Source organism: Bradyrhizobium sp. ISRA442 (assembly GCF_038085055.1).
In the GTDB taxonomy this organism is placed as follows: domain Bacteria; phylum Pseudomonadota; class Alphaproteobacteria; order Rhizobiales; family Xanthobacteraceae; genus Bradyrhizobium.
In genome coordinates this window covers 295,230-309,710 of the sequence record NZ_JALGCN010000005.1, presented here as the reverse complement: position 1 = coordinate 309,710, position 14,481 = coordinate 295,230, and the positions used below count along the sequence as shown (strand labels likewise).

The following is a 14,481-nucleotide window of genomic DNA, read 5'->3' as shown; positions in this document are numbered from 1 at the left end:
CAATTCGGCGCGAGCTCCATATTCCAGCGCAACTTGTGCATGCGCCCCGTGGAAATCCTCCCGGTCCATCCTATCTGTGGCCAGTTTCTCCGCTCCTTCCTCGTTCACCACATATCAAATGTCATGACCGAACAGACGCTCGCAGCGCCGATTGACGATCAACAGGAACGCCAGCGCGGCTTTTCGCGCTACCAGTCGCTGCTCATCGCGCTGCTCGCGTTCACCCAGTTCACGATCATTCTCGATTTCATCATCATGTCGCCGCTCGGCGCCATCCTGATGCCCTCGCTCAACATCACGGCCGGGCAATTCGGCGTCGCGGTTTCGGCCTATGCGTTCAGCGCGGGAATTTCGGGTATCCTGGCCGCCGGCTTTGCCGATCGCTTCGATCGCAAGCGCCTGCTGCTGTTCTTCTATGTCGGCTTCACGCTCGGAACCATGCTCTGCGCCGTGGCGCAGAATTACCATGTCCTGCTGCTCGGCAGGATCGTGACCGGATTGTTCGGCGGCGTGATCGGCTCCGTCGTGCTTGCCATCATCACCGACCTGTTCCCGTTGCATCTGCGCGGCCGCGTAATGGGATTCGTCCAAACGGCGTTCGCCGCGAGCCAGGTGCTCGGCATTCCGGCCGGGCTGTTTCTCGCCAATCACTGGAACTGGCATATCTGCTTCGTTGCGATCGTCGGTCTGTCGATCGTCGCAATTGCCGTCATCGCGCTGGCGATGGAGCCGGTCGATGCGCATCTGCGATTGAAGCAGGACAAGAACCCGTTCCACCACCTGATCGCGACCGTCGGTCAGCCGCGCTACACGCTGGCCTTCGCGGTCACGACGCTGCTGGCAACAGGCGGCTACATGCTGATGCCGTTCTCCAGCGCCTTTACCGTGCACAATCTCGGCATCGACATCGAGCACCTGCCGACGATCTATCTCGTCTCCGGCCTGTTCAGCATCGTCACGGGGCCGCTGGTCGGCAGGGCGAGCGATGCGTTCGGCAAATATCCGACCTTCGTCTTTGGCAGCGTGGTGTCGGTGATCATGGTGCTGATCTACACCCATCTCGGCCACGTCGCGCTCGCGACCGCGATCCTCGTCAACGTGCTGATGTTCGTCGGTATCTTTTCGCGCATGATCCCGTCGCAGGCGCTGATGTCGGCGATCCCCGACCCCAGTCAGCGCGGCTCGTTCAGCGCGATCAGCGCGTCACTGCAGCAGCTCTCCGGCGGGCTCGGCTCGGTACTCGCCGCAGGGATCATCGCGCAAGAGCCGGATGGGTCGCTGATCCATTTCGACCGGCTCGGATACATCGTCGTCGCGACGTCGATCGTCTCGCTGATCGCGATGTACTTTGTGCAGAAGTCGGTCGCGAACCGGGCCGGGAGGCGGGTCGTTTGACGGCGAGCGGGCCGATTTGGCGCGACAGGGGGCCGGTCGCAACGGCGATGCGTGGATCGCCGCTCGGCTACCGCCGCTGATCGGGCGGAGCCCCATTTTGCGTCGAAATCCTGCAAAATGGTGCCCAGGAAAGGACTGGATCGCCACCGCCGTAAAGCGGCTATTTTCGCGGGTTTTTGAGCCTGCCGGTCTTCCCTTGTGTACCGCCCTTGTGTACCGGAAACAAGCGACCGGTGGACCGAAACGCCACCAGCACTGACTCACGCCTCGAAGCCCTCCTGATCCCCGGCCAAAAAACGATCAATGAGGCCGTCAGCTTCCGCGGCAATGGCTGCTTCGAGCCGATCAGCTTCGTCGCGAGCCCGTGCTGCCTCTTCCATCAGGTCCGCAATTCTCTCCTCTGTTCTTGGTGCCAGTCGGGGGACGACTGCAGTCTCAACATCCTCCGGCGAGATTTCAGGGACGCTTGAGCCGAAGGCGAACCGAACGAGCTGCGGACGGCCTAACTTCGGGTGACCAAGTGCGCACAGTAGGTACCCGCTGCGGACGTTCTCGGAGGGGCAAATCCGCATGATGTGGTTGGTCAGGACCTTTCCAACGTGCCACTCAGTTGCGAGAACGGAGTGACCAATGTTCCCGTAGACTTGGCCGGAGCAAGGGACGAGGAGCCATCCTGGTTCCACCCGATAATCCTCTTGCTCCTCTTCCGATAGCGAGAGGACGAACTTCTTGATGTCAGGGCTTACCTCCAAGACGTCGGCACTGTCCAAATATGGCGTGCCACCTTCGCCATAGACGTGCTTGAAACGCCCAGGGACAAACACTCGCCTCGTAAGCTCTGAGACCGTCACGGTGTCTACAGCGTCGCGCCTGAAGGCTTCCAATGCCCGTTCGACACTTGGCACAAATCTGGCGGCATCAAGCCTGCGCCGACTTCCAAACATCGCAAGTGCGGACACCTCGAAGCCAGCCGCGTCCGGTTCATCCGGCCTAAGCGATGGAAATGCGGACTCGTAAATGGACTCGGCTTCAGCCGTGAGTTGGACCGACCGCCGCCGATCGGACACGATGCGTCGGACCCTCTCCTCAAATCTTTCTCGGACGGGCAGGGCGAGTTGCAGGATAGGCAGGGCATTCAAGTGAGCGACTTCAAGATGCTTGATGATGTGCCCATATTGAGCAGCATTCATCATAGCCCGTGCCTTCGGCGCCCGAAGGTAGGCATAGATCCAGCCCCACCAGTCCTCCCGCAGAGGCGCCACACGCAACAAATCGTGCGAAATCAGCACGCCCTCGTGGGCTTGGTGAGCGACCGTGGCTCGGCCAACGGTGCCGGAGCATGATAGCAGGATCGTGCCGGAGCTAACGAAGCGATTTGCCGAGTCGTCGGTGCGCTCTAGCGCAAGGTACTTGCGGGGCATTGGCCGTAAATCGAATACCTGGGTGGCACCCAGAAATGGCGTCCCAAACGAGGCGCCCACCTGGATGCCTTTAAGCCGCGACGGCTGCCATACCCTTGCTTGTTCGCTCAGTGGGCACCAACCGGCTCGCGCTTCCAGGCTCCGCCGAATGCCAAATCCGCTCGCGAGAAAGTTCTCGGCTTCCATCCGGCGGTCGCCTGTGAGCATCAGGGAGACCGGAAGTGAGGCGGTGTTGGCGTGGTGCCAGGGCCATTGGTTGGCGACCGGCTGTGGTGCTACTAATCTTGCTCGGATAGCCATTTCCGGAAGGCCTGCGCGATCTGTTGAGTGTTATCGTCAATCACCTTCCGGTGGGTCTTCTGCATTCGATAGACGGGACGGCCGTCCTCGTATTCCTTTATCGACTCCTCTGACTCCTCGACGATCTCAAACCCGCGCTCGTCTCGCACATAGGTCACGTTCCCTCGCTTGTCGTGGCCGATGTGCTTCGCCACTGCCATGAACACGTTGTAGTCGTTGATGCGGCCGGCGGCGGTCTCGACTGCTATTTCATCTTCGGTCTTCCTTTGCAGGACCAGGATACTAGTCTGCACGCTCACATGCGGCTGGAAAGTATCCGGGTGCAGGTCGATGCTCGCCAGTATGCGGGTGTGCCGCAAAATCCATTCACGAACGTAGCCAAGTCCCGGTGAACCCAGGATGCCATCCGGTAGCACCATCGCGAGCCGGCCCGTTCCCGGCTTCAGCATCCTGACACAGCGCTCAATGAACAGTATCTCCGGTGGCTGAGACTTCTGGACCGCTTCCATCATTGACCAGCGATCGGTGGCTTTGTCGTAGGCCCAAGCGTGCCCAAGATCATACTTCTCAAGGATGCTGGGCTCATCCACAGGGATTTTCGACCCGAACGGTGGGTTAGTGAACAGCATGTTCACCTTCCCCATGATATTGCGGGTCCGCAGGTCTTCGTCCCAAGTGGCTGGGCTTTTCAGGCTGTTGGCCTGAAAAAGGCCGCCAGCGCCGTCGTTGTTCATGACCATGTTCATTTTGGCGGCCCTGACCAAATTGGGATTTAGGTCTAGCCCGACCACATAGGTTTCAGCGAAACGCTTGATGCGCTCCCTAGCCGCACGCTCCGCACGCTCGATATTACCGCCCCACTTCGTAAGTTCGGCCGCCCTGATCTTCTCAATAACGTGGTTCATGGCGGTGATCAGGAAGCCGCCTGTCCCGCAAGCCGGATCGACGATCAGACCCTTTTCACCAGGATCAAGCATCGCCACCGCCATGCGGCAGACGTTTCGAGGCGTGAAAAACTCGCCCCGGTCGCCCCGGAGATTTGCACCGACGATCTCCTCATAGGCCCGCCCCTTCACATCGATATCGCTCTCCAGCAACGAATACATCTGGAGCTGCGAGACGATGTAGGAGAGCACCCCTGGGTTAAGGTCGATGCCCTCCGTCGCTTTGAAGATGGTTGGGTAGTCCGCCTTGACGGAGCTGAAGAGCTTCTCGATCCGCTGCTTTACCTTGAGCGGACCATTGACTCCATGGCGCTCGGTGGAGGCCGAATAGAACTGCACCTCGTCATTGCTTCGCTCATCATGTATCTTGCAGAAGATCAGCTTTAACAGCTCCCAGAACGCCTCTGGCTTCTGCAACCCCTGATTCCCGGCGATGTAGTTGTGACAACGTCGGAACGCGAACAGGAGCGCGTCTGAAGATGCGGCCTTCAGCTGATCGAAACGGGGACGCTCGGCCTCCTCCTCGCTTCGCCCGTTTGCCGGGATGTCGGGAATCTCCTCGAAGACAACTCGCCCCCGCTGCTCCACCTTGCGGTAACAATACCGCTCAAGTCCGTTCGTCCACATGCCATAGGTGGCGTTCGCGCAGGCGGCCATATAGCTCTGGAGCTGCCCGACCCCCTCCTTACGGTCATCGGCCTTCACAGCCTGCGACTTGCATTCCACGATGATGTAGGCGTGGTCTTGGGTGTGATCGCTGCTGGAGTGAAACACCACCAGATCCGCCCGCGGTTTGCGGCTGCCGAGGCGCAGCACAAACTCCACTGCGATGTCCAGCTTAGGGTATTCGTACTCGCGGACCAGCGACTTGGCTATTTCCTGCCGGACGTACTCTTCAGGAGTCTCGTTGCGTTGGGTCAGGCCATCGATGAAATCGAGAACCTTTCCTTGCTGCACGATAACGGCGTGCGGCCTCGCCAGCACAGCTTGGTTCTCGGTCATCAGCAAGGCCCCCCACGAATCACTTAATTTGTACCCGATTACAGCTCGCCCAACATCCTGGCTACCGCCGTAGCGGCGTAGGGCTTCCCGCTATGACTGATGAAACCCGCCTTCGCCAGTTCCGCGGAGATATCCCGGAGTGATCGGCGGCCGCGCTTCGGTGACTTGCGACGAAGCTTTCGAGCCAGCGCAAGCATCTGCCCTCTGTTCTCTGCGGCGTCGATCTCCACATTGCTCCTGCGACCCTCCACCTTCACACCGGAGGCCCGCTTCCTGTCTCGCGCGACCTTCAGCTTGGCGACCAGTCGAGCCTTTTCGTACTGGTGAAACGCGCCTGCGATCTGCCTCATCATGACCCGAGACGGATCACTGCTGTCGGTCAAGTCATCTCCATTTGCGGTCAGGACCCGTACACCGCGATTGATGAGGGCCAGAATGCCCAGCTCCTGGGTGATAAGCTCGCGAGCGAAGCGGCTGGCGTCCTCGACGATCACCGTCCTTACTCCGTTGCCCTCGATCTGATCGAGCAACGCAGTGAACCCCCCACGAGTCTCGATCGGATCAGCACCGGAGACCGCAGCGTCCGTGAACTCCCCGACCAGGCTGAACCCTGCACGCCTAGCGTAGCCCTCGATGGCTGCCCGCTGGCGCTTCTCCGAGTCCTTGTCCGCCCCCACATTAGCCGCCGATGAGGTCCGAATGTACGCAACGGCTTCGACACTTTTTCCTTTGATTACCATTACTTATACCAATATTATGTTTCGGTTTCTTGAGATAACGTAACAACATATGCCTTGAAGGGTCAACCCGATCGGGTTCTTGCCCGCCAACGCAGGTCTTGTGGATATTGGGGTGTGGAACGCAAATAGAACGATGTTCTGGGAACGTTCGTCCAAAGCGTTGGCTTCTTTCCATCGCGCCAGCGCGGCGAGATTCCCCTAGTTCCATCAGGGGCTTGGAGGAGCATCCTCAGGTCTCCAGCCCGAGTTTTCCCAGCTTTCCACCATATTTAGTATTTCGTTCAGGAACTCGCACTAGGCCTTGACGGGCGCGATAGAGTCAGCGGAGATTGGAACAGTCTGGAAATGGAAGAAGCCGCCGAGCGGCCAGGCTCGAACGGCTTCGGAAGTCTCCAGCCCGCTAATTAACCCGTGAGATGGGCGAAGCGGGACACGGCTAGTTTCAGCGCTCCGATAGAATCGGAGATCATGCCGGTGGTCAAGCCTGTCTCACACAGATGACACAGGTGATTAATGACCACTTACGGTCAACCTTCCCCCGCATACCGAGTTCCATCTTCTGGGCCCGTGACCACGAGAGCCGTGGGCGTCAGCGGCAGAACCTACCAGTTCGAGGTCCACGCAATCGGCGCCAGCTATTTCGAAAAGCCCGGCGTCTACATCTTCGTGAAACGGGCTTCTAACGGCGGATGGGACGCCATCTACATTGGTGAGACCAGCAGCTTCAAACGACGCCTCACAGACGAGCTGCGACTGCATCACCAGTGGACCAGCATCCTGGCTCAGGGTGCCACTCACATCGCGACTATGCATGTACCGGGGCAGCTTGTAGTTCGCGAAACCATCGAAACCGACTTGCGTCGGGCAATTTCGACACCCTGCAATCTCCAATAGAAGAGTCGGGCCCGGTCATCGCGCCGGGCCCCATTCCTTGTATCGCGCAAGAGCACGACGACTGGTCGTGGGTTGAAGGTTGCCTTGCGCCTGCACTTTCTGTCTTCGCAAAGTCATACAGCTTGGAGAAAAAGCGGAAGGCCTCGCCAACATTCGCACGTTGCGTGGACTCCAGTGAAGCGAGGCATCACCATTCGAGGTCCATTTTTTTCTTGAACAGCCCCTCGCTCGGATGACCCGCTCCTACTTCGAACTTCCAAAAGACCCCTTTTCCGCGAACGACAACTTTCAAGAACTCCAATCGGAGTTCCCGGCGGATAGCAGCTGCAAAATCCCGCAAATTTCTAGGGATTCCTTACCTGAAGGCGACGAGAACCGCCTGCGACCCTCTTATATGGTTTCAGGCGCTGCTGGGGTGAAGCACACCGACAGGGGTGAGGTCCTTCATCCCGGGGCAGACCCGTTCGCGAACTGGACCAAGAAGACCAAGATCGGCCGGAGGAGCATCACCCGCCAGCTGACGTTGCGCCAAGTCCGTGACCTGAAATCCGCCTGGCATCACGCGAAGACGGTCGGTCAGCCGGTGAACAGGTTCATCACCTTCAGGCCGCACGACATCAACGACCAGGATGCCGAGCAACGGATCGATACTTGGTGGCGCTGGCGAAACAAGCTGGCCCAGTTCGCCCGCGATAACGACTTCGACTTCACTTGCCTGTGGACCAGGGAATCGGAGCGCCACACCGGGAAAAACGAACACCTCCACGTCCTGATGCATGTGCCACGCTCATTGCAAAAGCGGTTCGACAGGGTGGTCGAGGCTTGGTGCGACGGGACTGATGAAATCGACGTGCGTGGTTGCACGTACCAGATCAGGCGCAATGAGAGGGGCGGCGAGGAGAGCGTTTTGACCTACATCGCCAAGAACAGCCCGCAGGCGAACCGGTTCTTGAACCACACGGTCCAGTACGGCGGTCCGATCTTCGGCAAGCGCTACGGGCTGTCCAGCAATCTGACGGCCAAGGCTCGCGCCCGCGCCGCGGTTGCTGGTGGCCTGCGGCAGGACCTGCGCCTGCCCCGCGTCACTTCGGAGGTGAACCAGCCGGTCCCGAAGCCGGCCAACGACCAGGGCCGTAAGGGGAACCGCAACAGAGCAGCCTAGGGGCCTCGCTGGCGCGTTTCGCGATTGGTCAGCAGGGTTGCCCCTTCGCCTGACGCAAAACGTACCAGCGGCTATCCTATTGAATCCTAGGCGCATTCTGGAGCCGGTCGGCGCCCGAGACAGTGCACCTTTCTTAAAAGACCATTTGATTTCCGGGCTCCGCGACCGCGACGTCCAGGCAGCGAAAAAGTGTTGCAAGATCAATGGCTTGCGAGGTGTTTGAAGCCGATCGCCAGGCGTCGAAATTCCCTGGTTTTGCCTAGTCAACCCTTCTAAGTCTTTGCAACTATTGACATTTGAATCTTTACAGTGTAAAGATGTGTTCGAGCCTGAGCGCCAGCACGCCTCGCCAGCTCGCACCTCTTCAACCACTCTCATCATGGAGACCAACATGCAGGAAATCGATCTCGACCTGCTCAGGAACGAGCGGACCGTCACCATCGGTACCGTGTTCCCTGAAACCATGGCCATCGCCATCGAGGAACGCGCCAAATCCGAGCTGATCTCGCGATCATCTTGGCTGCGCCGAGTTGCTTTGGCCGAATTGCAGAAGGTCAAGTCATGACCGAAGTCATCGCAGGCAGGATCAACACCGCGACGGCGCTCCGTCAGGTGCTCGACCTTCATGGCCTTAAGCTCACCCGAGAGGGCGAGGACGCTCTCGTTGAGCGGCTGACCGATCGGCTCATCCCGGGCGGCGGTCATAGCTTGAAGTACCTCGACCAGAACGGTGCTGAAGCTGACCTCACGGCCTATCTCGCTGGCCTTTACAGCACCCCTGAGACCAGGCGCTTCTTCAGCAGCAACGGGGCGCCTCTCCGCCTGCCCCACGGAGCCTCGCTGCTCACTCAGAACCCGTTCTCGAAGCGGCATTGGAACGTCACCAAGCAGATGCTCCTCCAGCGCGACGACCCGCAATATGCACAGCAGCTGGAGCGCTACGCCGCGAGTGAGCGCAATGTTCGACGAGATGACGGCGACCCGACAAACCCATTCAGCCGGGCCGGTTTCAACCTGACCCAGCAGATGCTGCTCGAAAAGAACGATCCCGAACGCGCGGCCATGCTGCGCAGAGAGGCCGAGGACGCTTAAGATGAGCCGAAACACGTCCCCAATTTCGACTAAGGGATGGTCCCACCGCGAAGAGCGAGCAAGGTTCATTCGCGATAGCCAAAAGGCCTCGGATGAGGTCAGGGCCGCCCGCGCTGCTCTGCTTGCCCGAAAGGACCTTGAGCGGCGACAGCAAGAGGCCCTGGCCCGGGTCGCTGATGCCCAACAGCGCCTGGAGGCATTTGACCCGGAGAACCACAAGCTGGCGCTCGCCGAAGCACTTCGCGAGGCCGAGAGCGTTGCGGCCGCATTGCAGACCGCCGCATGCGGTGCTCCGCCGCCGAAGAAGGGCAGGTGACCTAGATCGATCGTAGATCGCCGGGGGCTCATCTCCGGCGATCTATTCGGCGGCCTCGACTGTTCGGCCTACCGTAGGATCGGTGGTGATCCCTGGAACTTGCACCTTGTTCACGACCGGCGCTTTTGTGTGGACCGTATAGTGGCGATACTTGTCGGCCTCGGATTTCTTCCCGTGACCGACGATTGAATCGGACATGCTGTCGGGCACCTCCAAGGCGCCAAGCTCCGTCTTGAACCAGTGCCGGAAAGCGTGGTTCGGTGCCTTGCGTGGGTCCTGAAAGCCGGGCTGTGACCTCACCCACTTCGCGAGATCATTGCAGACGCTCTTCGACGCATGCTTCTTGTTCGGGTCGCCCGAGCTGCGATTGTAGAACAGCGGCCCATCGCCACGCTCCGCGACGAAATCCAGAAACCCTTCGTCAATGATGGCTTGGTGGATCGGGGTGTCCCGCTCACTCCAAACGTTCTTTAGCCGGCCGCCGTCCTCTGCCGGACGGATCGACATGACCCAAACGCTACCGATCTTCCTGATCCGACAGCCCCAAAGCTGAGCAACCTCACCGATCCTGGACCCGCTGAAGGCGGCAAGCCAGGGCAGCCAGCGCTTCGCCTTCGATCGCAAATTTTGCGAGGTCTGCTCTCTCGCAAGCGTGAGAAGCCGAGCAACCTCCGCCGTCGCATAGGGCAGTTGGTTCTCTCCGGCACGGCCTCGCGTGCTCACCGTGACCTTATCGGCGACGTTTTCCTTCAGTCGGTGGTTCGCGACCTCGTAGCTCAACAGCCTCTTGATGCAGGCCAGATAGCCGTCGTTGATCGTCTTGGCCGACAAGCCCTTCTGCACCAGGTCGTCCTTCCAGCCGACTATATCGTGCTTGGTCAATCGCCCGACGTCTTCGTGTCCGACAAACTCCCGGAGTGAGTTCAGGTTGCCCTTCCAGGTCGAGACGGTGTTTGGAGCGGGCTGCACCTCGGTGCGCCATGCCTCAAAGACCTCGCTCAACGTTCGCTCCGATCGAAATACCGGATACTGCTCCAGGAACGTGTCTCTGCCGTAGATGCCGGCCGCGTTCTCTTTCAGTCGGCGCGGCCCGGTCTGTCCCGCCATGGCGATCGCCGTCAGCAAGCGCTTGCGCGTGGCGTAGTCTACACGCATGCAGTTCTGGTCCAGGACCCAATCGCAGAGCAGCCCAAATCGGTTCTCTAGGCCTTGGTCATGGTCCGGTAGAACGGGGAGCGAGTTGATGCCCTGAGTGAGATTGTCTCCAAACTGCTGCGCCGCCAGCTGGCATTCATCAGGCATCTGTCCTGGAACAATCTGAGGGACGTTGATGAGCCGCCCCTCCTGGACGGCCCGATTCAAGGCTTTGTGGGCGATCCAGGCGGCTCGCTCACCGGGCTCCTGCTGAAACTCTTCGACGTAAAGTTCGTGGACCAAGCGCGCGAGCCCCATGATCTGCATGTGACTCAGCCGTTTCGGTGGCGACCTGCGCGCAGCCCAGAGCCTTGCCAGTGCCGCGCCGGCTTGGTTCTTGCGGACCTCAGCCACCGCCGGATCACGGGTCCTGAGCGAGAACTTCACCTCGGCGCCGATTTTGGCGGTGACCACGAACGCCGGACTGCCCATGCACTGCTCAAACGTCAGCAGCGCTCGATCCGTGTCCAGCATTCGCAAAATGTCTGAAGGGGTCCTCGTCCTATAGCTGAAGAATGAAGAGTCGCTGTCCTTGGAGAGGTAGGCCATTCGATAGTTCATCGCGCTGTGTCCCGGTGTTGTGTACCGGTCAGCGGCTCATTTTCCCTGCAATGTAGCGATTTCAGTCGCTTGGGTAGTCGATGGTGCCCAGGAAAGGACTCGAACCTTCACGGCCGTTAAGCCACTGGCACCTGAAGCCAGCGCGTCTACCAATTCCACCACCTGGGCATGCCGTCTAGGGCACGGAGGCGGTTACTACGGTTCGGTGACGCCGTTGTCAATTCATGCGTGGGGTTGCGGATTGCGCATTGCAAACCGGCCCGATACAAGCCTGACAAAACGCACTCTTCCCGCAGGAATGGACCGCCATGGCTACCAATCTGGACACGCTCGTCACGGTTTTCGGCGGATCAGGGTTTTTGGGCCGGAGCGTCGTCCGCGCGCTGTGCAAGCGTGACTACCGGGTCCGGGTCGCGGTCCGGCGGCCGGAACTGGCCGGCTTCCTGCAGCCGCTCGGCCGGGTCGGGCAGGTCCATACCGTACAGGCAAACCTGCGCTATCCGGCCTCGGTCGAGGCGGCGCTGCGTGATTCGCATGTCGCGATCAACCTGGTCGGCATCCTCACCGAGGGCGGCGGGCAGACCTTTGACGCCGTCCAGGCCAAGGGCGCCGAAACGGTCGCCAGGGCGGCGGCCGCCGCCGGCGCTGAGATGGTGCATGTCTCGGCCATCGGCGCCGACGAAGAGTCGCCCTCGCGCTACGCCCGGGCCAAGGCCGCCGGCGAGAAGGCGGTGCTATCAGCGGTGCCCTCGGCCACGATCTTCCGTCCCTCGGTAATGTTCGGCCCCGAGGACCAGTTCACCAACCGCTTTGCCGCGCTGGCGCGGATGTCGCCGGTGCTGCCGCTGGTCGGCGGGACGACCCGGATGCAGCCGGTCTATGTCGGCGACGTCGCGACCGCGATCGCGGATGCGGTCGACGGCAAGGCCAAGAAGAGCGCCACCTACGAGCTCGGCGGGCCGGAAGTGCTGACCATGCGCGAGATCATCGAGACCATCCTCCGCATTACCGACCGCCAGCGCATGCTGGTTCCGCTCTCGTTCCCCCTCGCCCGTTTCCAGGCCAACTTCCTGCAGTTCGCGCCGGGCGCGCTGAAGCTGACGCCGGACCAGGTCACATTGCTCGAGCGCGATAACATTGTGTCGGACGCGGCCAAGGCCGCAGGCCTGACGCTGGAAGGCCTCGGGATCGCACCCGATTCGCTCGAGGCGATCGCTCCGCAATATCTCTGGCGCTTCCGCGCCGCCGGCCAGTTCCAGCGCATGATCGTGTAGCGCGTCCTTCACCTCGCCGCGCTTGCGGGGAGCGCAGCTTCAGCGCGACAACGACGTCAGAACTTGAGCTTCTTGAAGATCGCTTCCGGCAGCGCCTTGATGATGAGCATCACGAGGCGCCATTTGCCGCTGACATAGACGACGTCGGTCCGCCGCTGCACGGCGTTGAGGATGGCATCGCCCACCACCTGTGCCTCGACGGTCAGGGGCCCGATCAGCTTCATGCCCTCGGTCATCTTGGTCCGGACGAAGCCGGGCTTGACGGTGACGATGTGAACGCCGCCGCGGCTCGCGCGGGCGCGCAGGCCCGACAGGAACGCGGAAAAGCCTGCCTTGGCCGAACCATAGACATAGTTCGAGGCGCGGCCGCGATCGCCGGCCACGGACGACACGCCGACGATCGTGCCATAGCCGCGCGCCAAGAACTTCTCCGCAAACAGGCCGAGGATCAGCGCGGGCCCCTCGTAGTTCGAGCGCATGATCGTCGTGGCGTGTTCGAGATCGCTCTGCGCGCTCTCCTGCGCGCCCAGCAAGCCGACGATCGAGATGACGACATCCGGCAACGCCGGAAGGCCGCTGGCAAAGGTTTCGAACGACGCCGTGTCCAGCACGTCGAATGTCCAGCGACTTGCCTCGACATTGTAGCGCGCGCGCAGATCCGCCGCGTCAGGCTCCAGCACGGCGGCGTCGCGGCCCGCGAGCTGCACATCGTATCCGGCCTTGGCGAAGGCGCGCGCGGTGGCGCGGGCGATATCGGAGGAGCCACCCAGCACCAGAACGGTCTTGCGCGAAGTCACGGCTGCACCTCATCAAACAGACGCTGCGAGAGCTTTGATCGGATCTTTCCGGCGAGATCGAGCGATTTGCGGATCGCCTTGAAGCGTTGCAGGGCGGGATAGCCGGCCTCGAAAGTCGCGCGCGACTGGCGCGCGTCCTTGGCAAGGTACAGCCGTCCGCCGGCGGCGACGACCAGCCGGTCGATCTCGTCGAGAAAATTCAGGATGTCGCCGCGCATCGGGAAATCCAGCGCTAGCGTATAGCCGGGCATCGGAAACGACAGGATACCGTCGCCCTGGCCGAGCTTCTTCAGCACCGCGAGGAACGAGGCGTCGCCGCGCTTGGTGACACGTTCGAGAATGTCGCCGAGCACGTCGCGCGCGCCGTGTTCCGGGATCACGCATTGATGCTGCAGGAAGCCGCGCCGGCCATAGATGCGATTCCAGGCACTGATGCTGTCGAGCGGAAAGAAATAGGGGAAGAGCGAGACCCGATGGCTTTCGCCGGCGCGCTTCGCACCCATGCGATAATAGAGCTCGTTGAAGGCGCGGATGCTATAGCGGTTGAGCGTGATGGACGGCAGGTCGACGGGCACGGCGAGGGCGGGATCCTTGCCAAGCGGAAATGCATCGGCACCGTCGGGAAGCTCGCCTGCGCGGGCGTGCTCGCCGAGATAGATCAGCGAGCGGCCGAGCTCGCTGCCGCGTGCCACGCAGTCGATCCACGCCACCGAATAGGTCGCGGAATCGCCGGCATCGAGCGCGCGCATGGCAGCACCCAGATCGGATGTCGAGACCACCCGCTCGCGGATCCAGCCGGTTTCGACCGGCCGCAGCCGCATCGTCGCTTCCAGAATGACCCCGGTCAGGCCCATGCCGCCGACGGTCGCGAAGAAGGCATCGGAATTCTCTTCGCGCGAGGCTTCGATGATCTCGCCCTGCCCGGTGCGCAGCAGGATGCTGTCGACATAGCGGCCGAAGCCGCCCTCGCAATGATGGTTCTTGCCGTGGACGTCGGCGGCGATGGCGCCGCCGACCGACACGAACCGCGTTCCCGGAACGACGAAGGGCAGGAAGCCGCGCGGACCAAAGGTGTCGATCAGGTCCGACAGCAGCACGCCGGCTTCCAGGCGAATGCGTCCGGTCACCGGATCGAACGACCTGACCCGGTCGAAACCGGTCATCGCGATGGTCCTGATGGCGCCGATGCCGGCGTCGCCATAGGCGCGCCCGTTACCCCTGGCCACCGTGCCGGACGCACCGGCGACGGCCTCGCCGATCGCCATAAACGACCGCGGCCGCAGGACATCGGTATCGACGACCGGGAAGCGCCCCCAGCCGCTGACGAGGGTCATCGTTCAGCTCCTTTGCCGGGCGTGCCTCGCCCTGGCTATAGAAACTGCCTACCGA

12 protein-coding genes and 1 tRNA gene are annotated in these 14,481 nt (G+C 61.3%); 6 read left to right on the top strand and 7 right to left on the bottom strand.

From position 1 onward, the window contains the following. Positions 1-123: 123 nt before the first annotated feature. Complete coding sequence (locus tag MTR72_RS13735) at positions 124-1,395, top strand: MFS transporter (RefSeq protein ID WP_280967446.1); 1,272 nt, start codon at positions 124-126, stop codon at positions 1,393-1,395. A 260-nt stretch (positions 1,396-1,655) separates the two neighbouring features. On the opposite strand, the gene MTR72_RS13730 is transcribed toward MTR72_RS13735, so the two are convergent. From MTR72_RS13730 to MTR72_RS13720, 3 genes are all read right to left on the bottom strand, one after another. Continuing rightward, positions 1,656-3,002: a hypothetical protein gene (locus MTR72_RS13730; protein WP_341510413.1), complete on the bottom strand. Its 1,347-nt coding sequence runs from the start codon at positions 3,000-3,002 to the stop codon at positions 1,656-1,658. Between the two features lie 92 nt (positions 3,003-3,094). After that, entirely contained in the window at positions 3,095-5,062 is a 1,968-nt protein-coding gene (locus MTR72_RS13725) for an N-6 DNA methylase (protein ID WP_341510412.1), read from the bottom strand. A gap of 38 nt (positions 5,063-5,100) precedes the next feature. After that, positions 5,101-5,802, bottom strand: a complete 702-nt coding sequence (locus MTR72_RS13720; RefSeq protein WP_341510411.1) for a recombinase family protein — start codon at positions 5,800-5,802, stop codon at positions 5,101-5,103. A gap of 582 nt (positions 5,803-6,384) precedes the next feature. On the opposite strand from MTR72_RS13720, the gene MTR72_RS13715 reads away from it, so the two are divergent. The 4 genes from MTR72_RS13715 (at position 6,385) to MTR72_RS13700 (ending at position 8,950) form a co-directional block, all read left to right on the top strand. Further along, positions 6,385-6,696 (top strand): hypothetical protein, encoded by a 312-nt coding sequence (locus MTR72_RS13715; RefSeq protein WP_341510410.1) that lies wholly within the window; start codon positions 6,385-6,387, stop codon positions 6,694-6,696. 232 nt (positions 6,697-6,928) lie between these two features. After that, positions 6,929-7,858 (top strand): hypothetical protein, encoded by a 930-nt coding sequence (locus tag MTR72_RS13710; protein ID WP_341510409.1) that lies wholly within the window; start codon positions 6,929-6,931, stop codon positions 7,856-7,858. A 391-nt stretch (positions 7,859-8,249) separates the two neighbouring features. Next, on the top strand, positions 8,250-8,423 hold the full coding sequence (locus tag MTR72_RS13705; protein WP_341510408.1) for a hypothetical protein: 174 nt from the start codon (positions 8,250-8,252) through the stop codon (positions 8,421-8,423). Next, on the top strand, positions 8,420-8,950 hold the full coding sequence (locus MTR72_RS13700) for a hypothetical protein (protein WP_341510407.1): 531 nt from the start codon (positions 8,420-8,422) through the stop codon (positions 8,948-8,950). Before MTR72_RS13705 ends, MTR72_RS13700 begins: the two co-directional genes overlap by 4 nt. Before the next feature lie 358 nt (positions 8,951-9,308). Here the strand turns inward: MTR72_RS13700 and MTR72_RS13695 are convergent, their stop codons facing one another. Continuing rightward, positions 9,309-11,009, bottom strand: a complete 1,701-nt coding sequence (locus MTR72_RS13695) for a site-specific integrase (RefSeq protein WP_341510406.1) — start codon at positions 11,007-11,009, stop codon at positions 9,309-9,311. Positions 11,010-11,102: 93 nt separating this feature from the next. Further along, positions 11,103-11,189 (bottom strand) — tRNA-Leu (locus MTR72_RS13690). A gap of 140 nt (positions 11,190-11,329) precedes the next feature. Here MTR72_RS13690 and MTR72_RS13685 point away from each other — a divergent pair. Then, positions 11,330-12,295 carry a complex I NDUFA9 subunit family protein gene (locus tag MTR72_RS13685; protein ID WP_280967447.1) on the top strand — a complete coding sequence of 322 codons (966 nt, stop codon included), beginning with the start codon at positions 11,330-11,332 and terminating at the stop codon, positions 12,293-12,295. A gap of 56 nt (positions 12,296-12,351) precedes the next feature. Here the strand turns inward: MTR72_RS13685 and MTR72_RS13680 are convergent, their stop codons facing one another. After that, the gene (locus MTR72_RS13680) at positions 12,352-13,092 is read right to left on the bottom strand and encodes an SDR family oxidoreductase (protein ID WP_280967448.1); all 741 of its coding nucleotides are present in this window, start codon (positions 13,090-13,092) and stop codon (positions 12,352-12,354) included. After that, complete coding sequence (locus MTR72_RS13675) at positions 13,089-14,426, bottom strand: FAD-binding oxidoreductase (RefSeq protein WP_280967449.1); 1,338 nt, start codon at positions 14,424-14,426, stop codon at positions 13,089-13,091. The genes MTR72_RS13680 and MTR72_RS13675 overlap by 4 nt, the downstream gene beginning before the upstream one ends. Positions 14,427-14,481 lie beyond the last annotated feature (55 nt).